We start from the raw sequence: 16561 nt of genomic DNA, 5'->3' as shown, positions 1-16561 counted from the left end.
TTCCTCCGATTTTCAAATAAGATACAATTTAAACAATTTTTAATTCGTCAATTTTTTGTTCAATCGCTTTGGCGCGATCGCTAAACATCAATTCTTGATTGTACTTAAAATATTCGTCGCAACCATATTTAGAAATAAAGCGGACAATGTTTGCGTTCGCCGTCATTTCGGTTACTAGCACCAAAATTTCTTGGCCTTTTTCAAAGACTTCGCCCGCAAAACTCAGCGCATGATTCATTTTATTTTTCGTCGATTCCGATTCTTCTTTTAATTTTTTCACGCGCGAATCAAAGTCCGCTTTGACGTTTGCAAATGCTTTTTTCCCATCTAAATTTTTGATCGACGGAAGTAAATTTTCGAGAACAGCGATTGCGCGATGTTGAATTTGCTGATCGTTTAACGATAAAGTCTGCGCATCTCTGCCATTTTCAAGAATTGATTTTTGCTTTTCAATTAAATTTTGCAATGTCTGCGTCGGATTTTCTTTTTCGTTTAAAACCGACTTTTTGAATTTAGACAAAACTTCCATTACCGTTTTGATCGTCACATCTAAATTCATCACCGTTTTTGTTTCCGAAGAAATCGCATCCAAAATCAATCCGAGAAGCGATAAACGTTCATCGAATTTTGCTTTTTTCGCACGCGTTTTAATTTCTTTTGAAGCCTTGCCGCTCAAAATCGAATCGATTTGATAATCGCTCTTGTACTTATTGAACAAATCATAATAAGCCGCAAACGATTTGGCGATTTTCGCATTTTGCACATACTGCGAAATCAATTTCACATCGACTTGGATATTGTTCTTTTCATACAAAATAATCATCTGCGACAAATCTTCCCAGCCGCGCGCCGTCACAAAACTTTTGCCTTCGACAGTGCTTTCGATGCTGTAAAAATCGCCTTGACGAATTTCTAAGTATGTAATAATCGACGCGTGCACTCCTGCTTTATACGCGTATTTTTTCCACGCATTAAAATCGGGTTCAATGTCGATGCGTTTTAAACGATCCCAAGTCACAATGTCAAATTCACGCACCGAGTTATTGTATTCGGGCGGGTTTCCTGCGGTGACGACAATCCAACCATCGGGAACGCGGTGACGTCCGAAAATTTTATACTGCAAAAATTGTAACATAATCGGCGCCAAAGTTTCCGAAACGCAGTTGATTTCGTCCAAAAATAAAATGCCTTCTTTGACTCCCGTTTTTTCCATCAATTCATACACCGCAGAAATAATTTCGCTCATCGTGTATTCCGAGACTTTATACGTTTTTCCGTTGAAAGTTTTTTCTTCAATCGACGGAAGTCCGAGCGCACTTTGCCGCGTATGATGAGTCATCGAATACGACAAAAGTCCAACGCCTAATTCTTGCGCGACTTGTTCCATAATCGCTGTTTTACCAACTCCCGGAGGCCCCATTAAAAAGACCGGACGCTGCTTTTCAATCGGAACAATGTAATTTCCCAAATCATCTTTGGTAAAATAAGCGGTCATCGCATTTTTAATTTGTTCTTTGGCTTCTTGAATGTTCATCGTTATTTCTCCTGGAGATCTTCTTTTTCTAAAATCAATTTGATCGCCCACGCGGGAACTTTATAATTATTCATTTCGTCATCGATAAAAACGAATGCGGTATTATAATTCGGTTTTTGCTTCGGAAAAATTCCACAGCCATCGGTCAAATAAATGAGACCTTTTAAATTGCTAAATTCGCGTTCCTTTTGCAATTTTTCCACATAGCGGAAAACTGGGCAAAAGTCCGTTCCGCCTCCGCCGTAAATTTTCATTGTCTTTATGTAGCGTTCGAATTCTTCTTGCGAAGTAATTTTTTCGTCGCACTGAATTTCTGCATCACACTGAATAATGTGAATATTCACTTTCGAATGAAAACTTTCCGATTGCTTCAAGATGTTATAAGTTTTCGTCACAAAAGTTTCTACCAATTCGCCAGAAGTCGAGCCCGATGTATCGATTGCAATCACAAATTCTCGAATGCGTTTGACATCTTTATATTCTAGCGGTTCAATCAGCGGGCGATTTTTATAAGCCGAAAGTCCATAGGTGTAAAAAATGTAATCAAATTCATCGTCATTGATTTTCATCGCTTCGCCCATCACAGCAAAACGTTTTAAAAACGCCGTGTAATCGTATTTTTCACGCGTCGCCGCTTTTAAATTTTGCATTAAATTGCCCGCAGCATCACCGCGTTCTTTGGAAAATGTTTCCAAATCCATTTGCATTTTTTCGGCGATATTTTTCCAATCTTCCATTTGCTCTTGAAGACTTTGTAAACTGCCCGAAGATTTTTTGTCGGAAGAATTTTCTTGTTCTAAATTTTCACCCGATGATTTTTGATCCTCTGAATTTTTCTTTTCTGAATTTTCGCCCGATAAATTTTCGCCTTTTTTTTCCGAAGATTTTTTCTCGTTTTGCGGTGAACTTTTTTTGTTCGATTGCGATTCAGAATTTTTGGAATCGTCGTTGCCATCAACGTTTTCGGCATTTTGCTGCGAATACCATATCGAATGATCGTCGCCTTTAAAATAGCGCGCCCACTGCGCAAAATCTTCTTCGGTTGCGTTGGAAATCAAGTAATCGTAAATTTTTTCGGCGGTGAGATATTTGATTTTGGACTGAAGATTTGAAACGACACTCTCCTGATACGATTCGCGATAAACTTTTAATTGCGAAAGTTTTAATTCGTCGATAATCACTTCGACTGCGATATCGCACGCTAAATTCCACGCATTCGGATTCACCAAACGCGTTATGATGTGATGGCGAAAAATGCAATGCAATAAACTGTGCAAATAATTGCGCACTACCAATTCTTTTTCCGCTTTATAATTTTTCAAAATTCCTTGCGGGTTGTAATAAAGAAAATGTCCGTCCGTTGAAAGCCCTTCCATTTTATCGGTCGGCATTAAAACGAGTCGGCTCATGGCAGCATCTAAAAAACGCAGATTGACAACCAGCGTATTATTTGCGAGCAGCATAATTTCTTGAGACAAAGACAAAATAGTCTTTGCTTCACCCTCAGTCATATTTATCCTCAATTTTTTTGAAATATACAAAAAAAGACCCGCTTTTCAGCGAGTCTCTTTTGCAATTTCTGCAGAAATTAGCCGAGGATGACTTCGACTTTGTGCGTGCCCTTCGTGAAAATCGGCGCGACATTCGAATCCACTTCTTGACCGTCAACAATCATCTTGGCGACGCCCTTCGAAACGTGATCCGGATTCTTCACCGTGATTTGATAGGTTGCACCGCGGAACTTACGAGTTGCTTCAAAGCCGTTCCACTTCGACGGAATGCAAGGATCAACAACGAGGCCGTTGTAGCTTGCACGGATGCCGAGAATGTACTGCGTTGCAGCTTGATAAGTCCAAGTCGATGTGCCCGAGAGCCATGCGTTACGGCCCAAGCCGAACTGCTTGTGTTCGTCACCGAGAATGTTCTGCGGATAGCAGTACGGTTCCGATTCGAAGATGTCGAGGATATCGTTCTTCGCAGCCGGGTTAATCTGGCAATAGTAATTGTAAGCGTTATCGCCACGGCCGAGGATTGTTTCGGCAATCATCACCCACGGGTTCGTGTGGAGGAAGATACCGCCGTTTTCCTTGGCTCCTGGAGGATAAGTGGAGATGCCTCCGACAGCCGGTTCGAATCCGCGATAGCCCGGAGTCGAGCTCTTCACACCGTACTTGGTGTTGAGGAGTTTATTCAAGCTGTCCATGCCTTCTTCTGCGCGTTCACCAGTTGCGATGCCGCTGATCACCGGCCAAGACTGACCGTTGCAGTAAATCTTGCCGTACTTCGCTTTATTCGTACCGTAAGCACCGCCGTCCTTATCGAACCAGCGAATCCACCACTTGCCGTCCCAAGCGCTGTCATTAAATGCCTTCTTGACATCTTCGTACCAGCCCTTGTACATTTCCACTGCAGCAGTATCGCCGAGGTGTTCTTCGATATCCATCATTTCGAGCAAAGCCTTTGCATAAAGAGCTGTGTTGAAAGTGGATTCTGCACCGAGCGGAAGGTTCATGCAGTCGTTCCAGTCGGCGAAGCCGAGGAGCGGAAGACCGTGTTTGCCCAAGTGATTGCGGGTAAATTGAAGCGAACGCTTCAAGTGTTCGAGAATCGTGCCCTTTTCGCGTTCTGCACGCTTCTTGCCTTTCTCGTAGAACGGAATTTCTTCGTCGAGAAGTTCCATTTTACCGGTTTCTTTGAGGTAGCTAGCCACGGTGAGAACGATCCAAAGATGGTCATCGCCGTACCAGTCTGCATAAAGGTGATTGCCATTTGCGTCAACGGCATTTGCCTTTTCGCGGGAATCGCCTTCATTTGCTTCGCTGCCAGTGTCTTCGGCAAGAGCGAGCGGCGCATATTGGTGCATCGCATTGCCTTCCGGACGCTGAACAGAAATCAAATTCTTCGTGAGGACGAGAGCTTCTTCCGGCATGTGGCTCATGACGCCCATCAAATCCTGCGTCGAGTCACGATAGCCGATGCCGCGGCTTGTGCCGTAGCCCAACTGATACAAGGAAAGATAACGGCTCCAGTTCTTTGTCGTGTGGCATTGACGCGGATTGTGCACGTTCACCATCGTATTGAACGAAGCTTCCGGAGTCTTCACCTGAATCGTGGAGAGGTAATTTTCCCAGAACTTGGCGAGTTCGTCAAATGCCTTATCGACATTCTTCAAATCGCGATACTTCTTGATTGCCTTTGCAGCAACCTTCAAAGATTGTTCCTGACCGAGCTGAGTGCAAGTGCGGAAAGTTTTCTTCGCACCGATTTTGCCCGCATGAATCATGAGCGCTGCGATATTGTCGCCGCGGTCGCATTCGCTATTCGAAAGTTCCTTGTTGTCCAAGGAAAGCGGACGCTGCCAAGAGCCCATTTCGTTCTGACCGAGGAACACGCGACGGTCGCCGTCAAAGCTAGAGACCTTGCAATCTGCGGTCACATAGTTTACCGCGTAATCGCGCTTCATATAAGCGTATTGTTCGAGAACCAAGTGGCCATCCTTTTCCGGATGCGCCTTGAGGGTCATGGTCTGCGGAACCCAGTCAGCATTCGTGAGCTGCTTTTCGGCTTCGAAATGGCTGAATTCATAAACCGGGATAATGTCGACTTCTTTTGCACCGCCGGCGATGTTCGTCACCTGGATGTCTTGAAGAAGAGTATTCGACTTCGTCGGAACGAAAATCGTCACCTGCACGCGGAGACCGAAAGCTTCGGCGATCCAACGGCTATAAGAAAGACCAACGTGGCATTCCCACTTGTCGAGTTTTGTGAGAGTCGGGACATAGAACGGAGAGAAAACCTTGTAGCTCTTTCCGTCTTTAACGCGAACATAAACCGTGCTCGCCTTGAAATCCGAGCAAGGCATTTGTGCGATGTACTTCGTGATACGGTTCAGAGCCGGGTCACCTTTGCAGATGAGGGTTCCGCCCGTCGTATCGACGATACCGCCGAAATCGAGAGTTCCGACGTAATTGCACCACTTAATCGGCGTTGCCGGGGTGGTGAGAACGTATTCTTTTGCAGCATCATCAAAGTAGCCGTACTTGTTGGCTTTTGCCTTTACAGCCGGCTTTTTCTTTGTCGTAGCTTTCATTTTATCTCCGTGTATGGTGAATGAAATTCTAAGCGTTTTTGTTAAAATCGCGAGATCCAAAGTTAATATAGAAATAGCCGCCGAGCTTTTTCTGCTTCTGAGGATCGCGTAAAATGGCAATCGCTGCGCGCGTGTATTTTAATTCCACCAAAATGTGGTCGCGGCTCATGCAGTTGAGGAAAGGACCTTCGGGATAAAGAGTCGGACGCGGCTCTTCGTCAATCATTTTCTGCAACCGAGCGATTTCTTCTAAAAGTTTTTTCTCGTGTACTTCTAACACGCGGACAGAATCAATCGGATCGACCGCATACAAAAATGCGTAGCCGAGAGTCCGCGGGTCATCGTTAAAACCCGTCAAATGGCGCAATACTTCTTTTTTCAAAAGTTCTTCGCCTTTTTCCAAAAGACGATAAACCGTGCGTTCGGGGCGATTGCCGTCGCGTTCTGCGTGGCCTTCGATAGAACCATTTTTTTCTAAACGCGTTAAACGATTGTAAATCGTCGATGTGCTGATTTTAGCCCAACGATCCAATTCACGGTTTTTAATTTCCGTCATAATGTCATAGCCGCTTCGTTCGCGCTCTTTAATTAGCCCGAGCAAAACGAGGTCATAACGATTCATTTCATACTCTCCGATATTCCAAGTTAGAATATACTAAATAAAAGTGATAAAAGATGGAAAAATTTTTTCATTCCGAATAAAACTTTGCAAAAGGCGAATGAAAAATGAATTTCTACTTTATCAAAAATGCCTGCGAAACAAAAATTGCGATTTTCTCGTTTGGTCCTTCCAAAACAGGATCCGAAAAACTATAAACAAATCGAAATGCAAACTTTAAAAGTCGGCATTTGGATTAACGTGTTAATGGGAATTTGCGGTTGGGTCGGTTATGTTTTTGCGAGTTCTTATGCGCTTGCGTTAGACGGCAGTTTATGCGTGATTTCTGCAGTGAGTTTTATCATTGCGCTTTACATTACCCGCGACCGCGATGTGAAAAGCGATGAATATCCGTTTGGCATTTACAGCATCGAAAATGTTTACGCGCTTCTGCAAGGAATTTTGCTTATCGCGATTACGGTTTATGCGATTTTCCAAGGCGCCGAAAATATTTTGCACTTTGTCCGTGGAAACAGAACCGAAGCCGAGCCATTAAAACTGATTCCGCTTTTGATTTATACGATTGCGATGGTTTTTGCCTGCGCAGGAGTTTGGCTTTATTACCGCAGACAATCCAATAAAACCGGAGGCGAAAGTCCCATTCTCAAATCCGAAACTGTCGCCGCTTACATGGATACATTTGTCACAGTCGGCACAGGAATTGCTCTCATTTTAATGGCGCTTATTCCCGCGGATTCTAGTCTTTCTTTTTTGAATTACATCGGCGATTCCATTATCGTCATCATCATTTCGCTTTTTCTTTTACCGCCGCCTATTCGCGTTGTCACGCATTCATTTTTTTCTCTCATCGGGCGCACGACGCAGAATAAAAGTTTAAAACGCCGCACCGAAGCCGTCATCAAATCGCATTTGGATTCTTCCTTTTCTCTCCGCAAATTGCTGATTTTTCACATCGGTTCAAGCTACGAAGTCGACGTGACCATTTCACCCATCCAGGATTCCGAGATGAATATTTTCCGTTTTCGTGAAACGCGAAATTCTCTCGAAAAAGAATTGCAAAAACTTTTCCCTAATTTGATTCTGCAACTATTCTTAGAATAAATTTTAGCGCCGCAAATGCGGTGCGTTTTTTTATCTTTGCGCAGAATAAAAAGGAATTTCTATGTACAAAATCGGATTTGATAACGACGCCTACTTGAAGATGCAATCGGAAAAAATTGCAGAACGCATTGCGCAATTTGGCGGAAAACTTTACTTGGAATTTGGCGGAAAATTATTTGACGATTTTCACGCATCCCGCGTCCTTCCTGGCTTTGCGCCCGACAGCAAAATTCGAATGCTCACGAAGATGAAAGACAAAGCCGAAGTCATCATCGCGATTAACGCCAACGATATTGAGAAGAATAAAGTCCGCGGCGATTTGGGCATTACATACGATATGGATGTGCTGCGTTTAATCGATGCCTTCCGCGGCTATGGTCTTTATGTGAGCAGCGTCGTCCTCACCCGTTTTGACAATCAAGCGAGTGCAGTCGCCTATCAAAAAAAGCTCGAAGATTTAGGGCTCAAAGTTTATCGGCATTATCCAATCGAAGGTTATCCGTCCGATATTCCGTTAATTGTAAGCGATAATGGCTACGGCAAAAATGAATTTGTAGAAACTTCGCGCGAACTCGTCGTCGTCACCGCTCCCGGTCCCGGCAGTGGAAAAATGGCGGTTTGCCTTTCGCAACTTTATCACGAAAATAAGCGCGGCATTAAAGCGGGCTACGCAAAATTTGAAACTTTCCCGATTTGGAATATTCCACTCAAACATCCGGTGAATCTCGCATACGAAGCCGCAACCGCCGACTTAAACGATGTGAATATGATCGATCCGTTCCATCTCGAAGCCTACGGAAAGACGACTGTCAACTACAACCGCGACGTCGAAATTTTCCCGGTTTTGAATACGATTTTCTCGCACATTCTCGGCACTTCGCCGTATAAATCGCCGACAGATATGGGCGTCAATATGGCGGGAAATTGCATTATCGATGACGCTGCCGTGTGCGATGCTTCGAACCAAGAAATCATCCGCCGCTATTACAATACATTATGCCAAGTGCGCAAAGGCCAAGCGGACAAAGAACAGATTTACAAATTAAAATTGGTGATGGAACAAGCGCACATCAAACCCGAAGACCGCGCTGTCGCTACCCTCGCCGAGAAAAAAGCCGAAGAGACAAATGCTCCCGCAGTCGCCATTGAATTGCAAGACGGAACAATCGTTACCGGCAAAACGACATCGCTTCTCGGAGCGTGTTCTAGCGCCCTTTTAAATGCGCTCAAAGCTTTAGCCAAAATTCCGGATGAAGTGCGTTTACTTTCGCCGATGGTCATCGAGCCCATTCAGAATTTAAAGACGAAACAACTGCGCCATAAAAATCCGCGTCTTCACATGGACGAAGTTCTCGTCGCCCTTTCCGTCTGCGCTCTCACCGATTACAATGCAAAAATCGCCCTCGAAAAACTTTCGGAATTAGAACATTGCGAAGTACATGCGAGCGTGATTTTAGCGCAAGTCGATGTGGATTTATTCCGAAGACTCCGCGTCAATCTCACGACGGCGCCGAAATATCAAACTGCAAAACTTTACCACGAATAAAAAAGGCGGCTTTGCCGCTTTTTTTATGCAATTAAAAATTCATTATTTCAAAAATTCTTTTAGCTCTGCCATACGGCGGGTCGCGTAATTTTGGCCCATCGCATACGAAGCGTTCAACCGATCCAAATCCGTTTCGAAAAGATCGCAGAGATCGGATTCGGGGCGCATTAAAAAGACTTTACCCGCTTTTTCTAACTGTTTCAATTCTTCAAACATCCGCGTATAACGCCGGAACCGCACCATCATCACGCGGAAAAGATTCGGGTATTTGCGTTTAAACATCGGATTTAAAATCGGACTGTATTTGCGGAAATCCGTCACCGATTCGCCGGGGAAATGCGTTGAAATGACGACAACTTTATCGCAGCCTTTTTCAAAAGCGCGATGAAACGGAATCGGATCCGAAACGGTTCCATCGACATAATGCCAAATTCCGATTTGCGCTACCGGGAAAAGCATCGGCACAGAACTGCTCGCATTGATAATATCGAGCAAATTCTTTTCGTCGTTTTTTTCCGAAAGGTAAGCAGGACGTCCCGTTTCGCAAGTGGTGAGAGTAAATTCACACTCGACAGGCGAATTGAAAAATGTTTGAAAATCAAACGGCATCGCACCGTATGCGGCGAGATAATGCAACGCATGCGATTCTTTTTGAATGCCATCCAAAATGCGATTGGCGTGTTTTTTTCCGCGCTGCAATTTCGTCGGCATAATAATGTGGCGCAGACGACCCTTTTGACGGGTGACGTAATTCATCGCCGCATGTCCGCCTGCCGAAACGCCGCAGATATACGGATACACGATATTTTCATCGAGCATGGCATCGAGAATGCCTGCCGAAAAAATTGTCTGACGCGAACCGCCTTCGAGAACTAGGCCTACTTTCATGGACAAACCTCTTCAGAACTTTTGCCCAAAGCCTGTTGTTTTAATTTCCAAATTTTTTTCTGGAAATATTCGCTGCGTTCGGTTAAATGCTTTGACGACGGAATTCCTTTGACGCGTTCAATTTTTTCAGCCGCCCCGATGACGACTTGCGTCCGATGTCCAAATTTGTAAATTCCATCCAACCCGACGGAAATCACCGGAGTCCCCGTGGAACGGGCGAGGAAAGCAAATCCCGTTTTAAATTCATTTAACTGACCATCGTCGCGGCACTTTCCCTCGGGGAAAATAATCACCGAATTTCCTTTTTCAATTTCACGCTTGGCGATTAACGCCCATTCGGTGTCCAAGTTAAAGCGGTCGCAAGGAATCACGCAAGCGGCGCGTTTCAGCGCCCAACTAAAATGCGGGTCTTCAATTTGATCTTTGGCGACGACGATACTCCGATGGTAAAAAAATACCGCGAGCATCATAATCGGATCGAGCATATTCGTGTGGTTCGCAATAATGACCGCCGGCGATTTGAGTCGTGTAGACCGGACAGAATCATCGGTAAAAGTCACCTTCGGGCGGAACCAGATATAAAAGACATAGCGCACCGTGTAAATCACCACGATGACAAAGAATCGCATCAAACGTTCGTAAAGCGAATTTTCCGTTTTTTGATCGGCCATAGGCGGGCAAAATGTAGAAAAATATCCCCTTTCTCGGCGCATTTCGTCGGATTCTTACCGAATTTCGCATAAAAAAAGAGCCGCAATTTTGCAGCTCCTTTTCGTTACTTGCCCAAATTTTCTTTGGGAACAGTTGTAAAGGTTAAATCGCCTTTGGCGTGCACAACGCCGTTCACTTTCACGACGCAATTAAAGCCGACTAAAACACCGCCGCCTTTCGTCTTTGTGACGGTCATTTCGAGCTGATCGCCGGGAATCACAGGTTTTACAAATTTAAAACCATCGATTTTTAACAGCACATAAAGATTCTTTTCCAAATCTTCGGGCTTTTTCTCGATGACGAGCGAACAAAGCTGCGCGCAACTTTCGACGATGAGAACTCCCGGCATAATCGGCGCACCCGGAAAATGTCCCATAAAATACGGTTCGTTGACGCTCACATTTTTAATGCCCGTTGCCGATTCATTGGGAACAAGTTCTAAGACTTTTTCAACCATTTGAAACGGCGGACGCTGCGCAATACGTTCGCTGATTTCGTAAATGTTCATCATAGAGAAAGTCCCCCATCGAGGACGAACACTTGACCTGTCACATACGCAAATTCATCGGATGCAATCGCCGAAACGAGATTTGCCACTTCGTCTGCTGTGCCAAAACGCTTCAGCGGAATTTGCTTCACATATTCTTCGCGCTTTTCTGCGGGAATCGCATCGATCATTTCGGTTTGAATAAATCCCGGAGCGACAGCGTTGACGCGAATGCCGTAGCCGCCGAGTTCTTTTGCCAAAGTCTGCGTGAGCGAATTGACTGCGCCCTTTGTTGCGCTGTAAACGCTTTGACCCGCTAAGGCAAATTTCGAACTGACCGAAGACATATTCACGATAACGCCCGACTTTTGCTTAAACATTTTGAGAGCAACTTGCTGCGCGCAATAAATGTAGCCCTTCACATTCAAGTCGATGCATTTGTCAAGAGTATCGGGATTGATCATGAGCAAATATTCGTCGCGGACAATTCCTGCATTGTTCACGAGAACGTCAATTCTTCCGTAAGCCTTAAAGACTTCGCGAACCATTAACTTCACCTGATCGAGTTTTGAAACATCGGCTTTGTAAACCATGCCTTCGCCGCCCGCGGCCTGAATCTGCGCAAGAGTTTCTTGAGCGGCTGCATCGGAACTTGAATAATTCACGACGACAGTATAACCGTCTTTTGCTAAGCGAAGCGCACAAGCTTTGCCGATTCCTTTCGAAGCGCCTGTAACCAATGCAACTTTCATAATTTTCTCCAATTACTTTCCGAGAACGACTGCGCTATAAGAACCGCCCGTTGCAAACGAAATCACAAGGACTTTCTTCAAATCGGCTGCATCGATTTTTTGCGTTTTCACCGCACCGTCTTTGCCGACAAAGTAAGCGTTTTCGCTCTTGAGTTCACCGCTTAAAAGCAAAGCGGCTTCTGCTGCAGCAAGCGCTGCCGAGCCCGCACGGCCTTCGCCCACGCGTTCCTTCACTTCGATGAGCGGGAGCTTTTCTAAACGATCGCCGAAGACGCGAGAAAGCGACGACTTTTCAATCGCATCGAGTTTTGCGTAGCCATTGGCAAATCCGCAGACCGCGTCGATATCGTCCACCGAAATTTTTGCATCGGCGAGAGCTTCGCGGATAGCGAGATCCAGCGCAGAATCCGAACCCGAGATATGTCCGAAATTCACATTCTTACGACCGTTACCGTAACCGAGCGCATAGCAGTAAATTTTTGCGCCGCGAGATTTTGCAAAGTCATCCGCTTCCATCAAAATGGAAACGCTACCGTCGCCGACAACGCAACCGTTCGAATTCGAATACGGAGCGACCACTTGATCGGCAGCTACATTTAACTTTTGCGCAAATTCTGTAATAATCGGGAGATTTTCATCGGTTCCCGTTGCCATCATCGCATGTTCTTGTCCGTCGTGAATGACATTCATCGAATAACCGATGCTATCGAGACCCGAGAGCGGACCCGTCGTAATCGTTACGCCGTAGCCTTTAATGCCCGAACAAATCGAAAGGTAACCGCCCGCTGCATTATAAACTGTATGCGGGAATTTAAATGCGCTACCTTGTGCGTTGCCGAGTTTTGCGATGAGTTCTTCAAAATCGTATGTCGCACCGAGACCGCCTTCGCTTGTTCCCACGATAATGCCGATGTCTTTTGCATTTTCGTCCGAAACTTTGAAGTTACCATCTTGCAATGCGCGCATGCCCGAGACCGTTTGCAGCTGACCTAAATTGTCAAGCTTCCGGTAGAAAGCCATCTTGATGCCGAGTTCTTTGTAATCGTCCAAGGCAATCGTCGAATGAATCGATGCGCTTTCGGGCTTTGCATCTTTTTCGACCGCGGCAATGTAAGCGTCTTTGCTATTGCCGAGCGGACACACAATCCCGAGACCGGTGACTGCGATTTTTTTGTCTTTTGCAGAAAGCGCCTGCACATTTCCCGCTTTCTTCGAGAAGATAATGCTCGCGTTCGTGCCGCCAAAGGCGACGTTATTGCTCATCACGCACTGCAATTCTTTTTCATGCGGCACGTTCTGCACAAAATCCAAAGCGCCGACTTTTGCTTTGAGCGCTTCGGAATCTTCGGCGGAATAATGCAATGTCGGAAGGACAGTATTTGTCGTAAGCGCTTTAATGCTAAAGACCGCTTCGATTGCGCCCGCTGCCCCAAGGCAGTGACCGGTCATGACCTTCGTCGAACTGACGCTCACCGTCGGATTTTCTTCGCCAAAGAATTTCGTAAACGCGGTAATTTCGGCGTTATCATTTTTGCCGGTACCCGTTCCGTGCGCGTTGACATAACCGATATCTTTCTTTTGAATGCCCGAATTTTTCACGGCGCGATTCATCGCTTCGGTTAAGCAGAGCGCATCTTCACGCGGAGCGGTAATGTGATGCGCATCGCTTGTAACGCCTGCGCCCAACACTTCGCAATAAGTTTTTGCTTTACGCTTTTCGGCGTGAGCAAATGATTCGACGATGACAATTCCTGCGCCTTCGCCGAGAGTAATGCCGTTACAATGATTAAACGGCGAGCAACCATTTTCGTCTAACGCATGGAGAGAAAGGAATCCCGAATACGGAACTGCGGCGAACGAATCCGCTCCGCCCGCAATAACGACATCCGCTTTTCCCGAACGAATCAAATCACAAGCAAGTGCAATTGAAATCGTTCCAGCAGCGCAGGCATTCGCCACGTTCGTCACAATACCGCCGGCGCGGCAAGTTTCTGCGACTTGCGAAGCGATGGATGCAATCGGCATCTTCGGAATATCCAAAGCATTTTTACCGTGGCGATTGTAATGTTCCACGCTAATCACGCCGCCGACACAACTTCCAATGATCACGCTTACGCGTTGGTCGTCTGCAAAATCCGAAAGATTTGCATCGGCCAAGGCTTCTTTTGCCGCCTTGATGCAAAGTTTCGAAGCGCGATCCTTTTCCTCCGGATGATCGATTTCATCCAAAGTATCACAGTGAACTTCTGCGGCTAAATCCGCATAACATTTGTCGGTATCGACAGATGTCGTTTTGTGAATGCCCGAAACCGAATTCAGAGCGTTCTTCCACGTTTCTTCTACATTGTTTCCGACGGCGCAGATTACGCCTAAACCGGTGACGACACAGCGGCGATCATTCGAAGTCATGATATTCCTGATAACAGAAAAAATTAAGCCTGATGCTTGGCAATAAAGTCAGCGATGGTATCGATGCTCTGGAACGGTTCCTTGCCCGCACCGGTCATCGAGACGCCGAAGTTGCTATCCACGAAGGAGATGATTTCCAGCGAATCCACAGAGTCCAAGCCGATTTCTTCGCCAAAGAGCGGAGTGTCGTAGTTCAAAACGTCGCCATCGACGCCGAGATCCGACATAAAGAATGACTTGAGCTTGCTTTTCACTTCTTCTTGGTTCATGGGTTACCTCATTTTAGAATTTTTGCAAGGATAGAAAAATTTTACACTGAATTGTTATCTCTTCGGACTTTTCGTGGATAATTAGCGACAAAAATGCGATAAAATCCAAGAAAAATTCCGAAAAATCTTACGGAGTTTGCGGAAAAAGGCGGAAAACCTCTGGCGGTAATTCGCGGGTCGGCTTTCCTTCTTTTAAAAAGCAATGCAGAGTTGAACCGACCGTGCACAAGACTTCGCCCACAAAAAGCCGATACCGAAAGCGAAAATGCAACATGCCTTCGCGTTCGAGAGTCGTATGAATCCGCACAAAGTCACCGTAACGCGTCGGATTCCGATACCGGACGTTTAATTCTAAGACCGGCGATGTAAATCCCGATTTTTCAATTTCTGCGTAGGTAGAACCGACTTGCTTAAAAAAATCCGTCCGCGCTTTTTCGAACCAAACCGCATACACAGAATGATGAACAACTCCCATTTGATCGGTTTCCGCATAGCGGACTTCAATTTCTGTCGTCGATTGAAAAGGACAAGTTTCCATTTTTTATCCAATTAAAATGCCTGCCGCACATAAAAAGAAAGCCCGACATGGTCAAAGTCCACCCAAGAAACGTCGGCGCGGGCAAATAATTTCTCGCTTCGATTTAAGGCAAGAAGCGCTCCAAATCCCACAGAACGGTGCCATTTATTCCGCATAAGTTCACTAAAATAACCGCCGGATTTTCCGCCTTCAAAGAAGACATGCCCGCCGAAAATCCATCCGAAATAGCGGCGCACTTCGGATTGTAAAATCAACGCTTGATTGTCGCCAAAGTAAAGGCTTTCGACACCGCGGAATCGTTTAATGCCATCGGGACCTGCGAGCATATCAAACGGCACATCGCCACCTGCCCGCTGCCACAAAAATCCCATCGCTGCGGTCGATCCGAAAGGAAGAGTCGTATAGCCGCGCATATCCAAGCTTTCTAAGTTGAATGTATAGTCGCCGAATTGATCACTAAAATAAATCTGCGTCCATTCGACTAAGAAACCGTGCGAAGTCCAGTTCGTATTATCCCGCGTATCCAAGCCAAATAAATAACCGATACCGTTGCGACTTCCCGAATGCGGGTCCGGAAGCGGCACATCATCTCCATCTTTAAATTCAATATCCGAAGATTCGATATGCAATTCAATGCCATATTTGAGATAAGACGGAAGCCCCACCCGCGATTCTAACCGCGCCCCGAGGTAAAGTTTTTTGCGGTTATAGTTTACAAAATCATCGATATCGGGATTATTTCCGCGTCCAAAATAACTGGCGAACCAATCTTGATATTCTAAATCCATCCAAAGGCTGATTTTATCGTGATAAAAATAAAAGTAAGGCTCCAAAGTAAATTGGAATTGTCCGCGCGAAGAACCGTAAGCGGTGATGCCGATTTCGGGCACTTTTCCGCCGACTTCATCGGGCTTTAAGAAGAAAAGAATCATCGCACCCAGCTGCATCTGCGTTTCTTCGGTATATCCCAAAACCGGAACCGCCGAATAGCGCTGAAAATTTTTCTGGGAAGTCGTGTCAAAGGCTAGAGTATCTTGAGAATAAAAATTCACATCGGCAAACGCAAGCGCTGCAAACAAAAAAATGCCGAGTAAAATTTTCTTTCCCAAAAACATGTTGGCGCAAATTTAAAATAAATTATTAGTGTCCGGTAAAACTTTTTAATTCAACCTAAAATCTAACAAAAAAAGGCGACTTCCGTTTCCGGGAGTCGCCACTTTTGACTATTGTTCAGTTTGCAATCAAAAACAAGCTCAAAAGCACCATGGAAAGTAGAAATTTTACCGGACAGCCGATATACGCACAAATCACAAAATACCTCTCTAAAGGCGAAATTCTGAGGCAATCCCGCAGCGTTGGCGGGGAACGCTATGTCAAGAAGTTCGACGGGTTCCAGCACCTGCTCGTGCTGTTGTTCGCTGTATTCAAAAATTACAGGTCCCTGCGCGAAATCCTTACGGGAGTGAACACGGAAGCGAGGCACCTGTGGCACGCCGGGTTCACGGGATCGCTGAAGATGAGCACTTTCTCCGACGCGAACAACAGACGCCCCTGCAAGTTCTTCGAGGCCGTCTACAAGTCGCTCTACGAAAAGTTCGGCCGTTTTTTACCGGACAG

15 protein-coding genes are annotated in these 16561 nt (G+C 45.6%); 3 read left to right on the top strand and 12 right to left on the bottom strand.

Annotated elements, in window-relative coordinates:
- Positions 1 to 28 precede the first annotated feature (28 nt).
- The 4 genes from B0H50_RS04435 to B0H50_RS04420 form a co-directional block, all read right to left on the bottom strand.
- Positions 29 to 1534, bottom strand: coding sequence for an ATP-binding protein (locus B0H50_RS04435; RefSeq protein ID WP_106197250.1), 1506 nt, complete (start codon positions 1532 to 1534; stop codon positions 29 to 31).
- A 2-nt stretch (positions 1535 to 1536) separates the two neighbouring features.
- Positions 1537 to 3012: a vWA domain-containing protein gene (locus B0H50_RS04430; protein WP_199219608.1), complete on the bottom strand. Its 1476-nt coding sequence runs from the start codon at positions 3010 to 3012 to the stop codon at positions 1537 to 1539.
- Positions 3013 to 3122: 110 nt separating this feature from the next.
- The gene (locus B0H50_RS04425) at positions 3123 to 5624 is read right to left on the bottom strand and encodes a GH36-type glycosyl hydrolase domain-containing protein (protein ID WP_106197249.1); all 2502 of its coding nucleotides are present in this window, start codon (positions 5622 to 5624) and stop codon (positions 3123 to 3125) included.
- A gap of 28 nt (positions 5625 to 5652) precedes the next feature.
- Positions 5653 to 6246: a PadR family transcriptional regulator gene (locus B0H50_RS04420; protein ID WP_106197248.1), complete on the bottom strand. Its 594-nt coding sequence runs from the start codon at positions 6244 to 6246 to the stop codon at positions 5653 to 5655.
- Positions 6247 to 6372: 126 nt separating this feature from the next.
- On the opposite strand from B0H50_RS04420, the gene B0H50_RS04415 reads away from it, so the two are divergent.
- Together B0H50_RS04415 and B0H50_RS04410 are read left to right on the top strand one after the other, a co-directional pair.
- Positions 6373 to 7344: a cation transporter gene (locus B0H50_RS04415; protein ID WP_106197247.1), complete on the top strand. Its 972-nt coding sequence runs from the start codon at positions 6373 to 6375 to the stop codon at positions 7342 to 7344.
- Positions 7345 to 7405: 61 nt separating this feature from the next.
- Complete coding sequence (locus B0H50_RS04410; RefSeq protein ID WP_109587309.1) at positions 7406 to 8890, top strand: DUF1846 domain-containing protein; 1485 nt, start codon at positions 7406 to 7408, stop codon at positions 8888 to 8890.
- 42 nt (positions 8891 to 8932) lie between these two features.
- Here B0H50_RS04410 and B0H50_RS04405 read toward each other — a convergent pair whose 3' ends face one another.
- The 8 genes from B0H50_RS04405 to B0H50_RS04370 form a co-directional block, all read right to left on the bottom strand.
- Positions 8933 to 9778 (bottom strand): patatin-like phospholipase family protein, encoded by an 846-nt coding sequence (locus B0H50_RS04405; RefSeq protein ID WP_106197245.1) that lies wholly within the window; start codon positions 9776 to 9778, stop codon positions 8933 to 8935.
- Positions 9775 to 10449: a lysophospholipid acyltransferase family protein gene (locus tag B0H50_RS04400; protein ID WP_106197244.1), complete on the bottom strand. Its 675-nt coding sequence runs from the start codon at positions 10447 to 10449 to the stop codon at positions 9775 to 9777. The genes B0H50_RS04405 and B0H50_RS04400 overlap by 4 nt, the downstream gene beginning before the upstream one ends.
- A 104-nt stretch (positions 10450 to 10553) precedes the next feature.
- On the bottom strand, positions 10554 to 11000 hold the full coding sequence (fabZ, locus tag B0H50_RS04395; protein ID WP_106197243.1) for a 3-hydroxyacyl-ACP dehydratase FabZ: 447 nt from the start codon (positions 10998 to 11000) through the stop codon (positions 10554 to 10556).
- On the bottom strand, positions 10997 to 11728 hold the full coding sequence (locus tag B0H50_RS04390) for an SDR family NAD(P)-dependent oxidoreductase (protein ID WP_106197242.1): 732 nt from the start codon (positions 11726 to 11728) through the stop codon (positions 10997 to 10999). The genes fabZ and B0H50_RS04390 overlap by 4 nt, the downstream gene beginning before the upstream one ends.
- Before the next feature lie 12 nt (positions 11729 to 11740).
- On the bottom strand, positions 11741 to 14137 hold the full coding sequence (locus tag B0H50_RS04385; RefSeq protein WP_106197241.1) for a beta-ketoacyl-[acyl-carrier-protein] synthase family protein: 2397 nt from the start codon (positions 14135 to 14137) through the stop codon (positions 11741 to 11743).
- Positions 14138 to 14160: 23 nt separating this feature from the next.
- The gene (locus tag B0H50_RS04380) at positions 14161 to 14406 is read right to left on the bottom strand and encodes an acyl carrier protein (RefSeq protein ID WP_106197240.1); all 246 of its coding nucleotides are present in this window, start codon (positions 14404 to 14406) and stop codon (positions 14161 to 14163) included.
- A gap of 127 nt (positions 14407 to 14533) precedes the next feature.
- Positions 14534 to 14944: an acyl-CoA thioesterase gene (locus B0H50_RS04375; protein WP_109587308.1), complete on the bottom strand. Its 411-nt coding sequence runs from the start codon at positions 14942 to 14944 to the stop codon at positions 14534 to 14536.
- An 11-nt stretch (positions 14945 to 14955) separates the two neighbouring features.
- Positions 14956 to 16059, bottom strand: a complete 1104-nt coding sequence (locus B0H50_RS04370) for a BamA/TamA family outer membrane protein (protein WP_106197238.1) — start codon at positions 16057 to 16059, stop codon at positions 14956 to 14958.
- Positions 16060 to 16163: 104 nt separating this feature from the next.
- Here B0H50_RS04370 and B0H50_RS04365 point away from each other — a divergent pair.
- Positions 16164 to 16561, top strand: a 398-nt coding sequence (locus tag B0H50_RS04365; RefSeq protein WP_199219607.1) for a DUF4372 domain-containing protein, incomplete at its 3' end; no start/stop codon positions are given.

Source organism: Hallerella porci (assembly GCF_003148885.1).
Lineage (GTDB): Bacteria > Fibrobacterota > Fibrobacteria > Fibrobacterales > Fibrobacteraceae > Hallerella > Hallerella porci.
The sequence above is the reverse complement of the archived record's forward strand: the minus strand, read 5'-3'. Positions and strand labels throughout refer to the sequence as shown.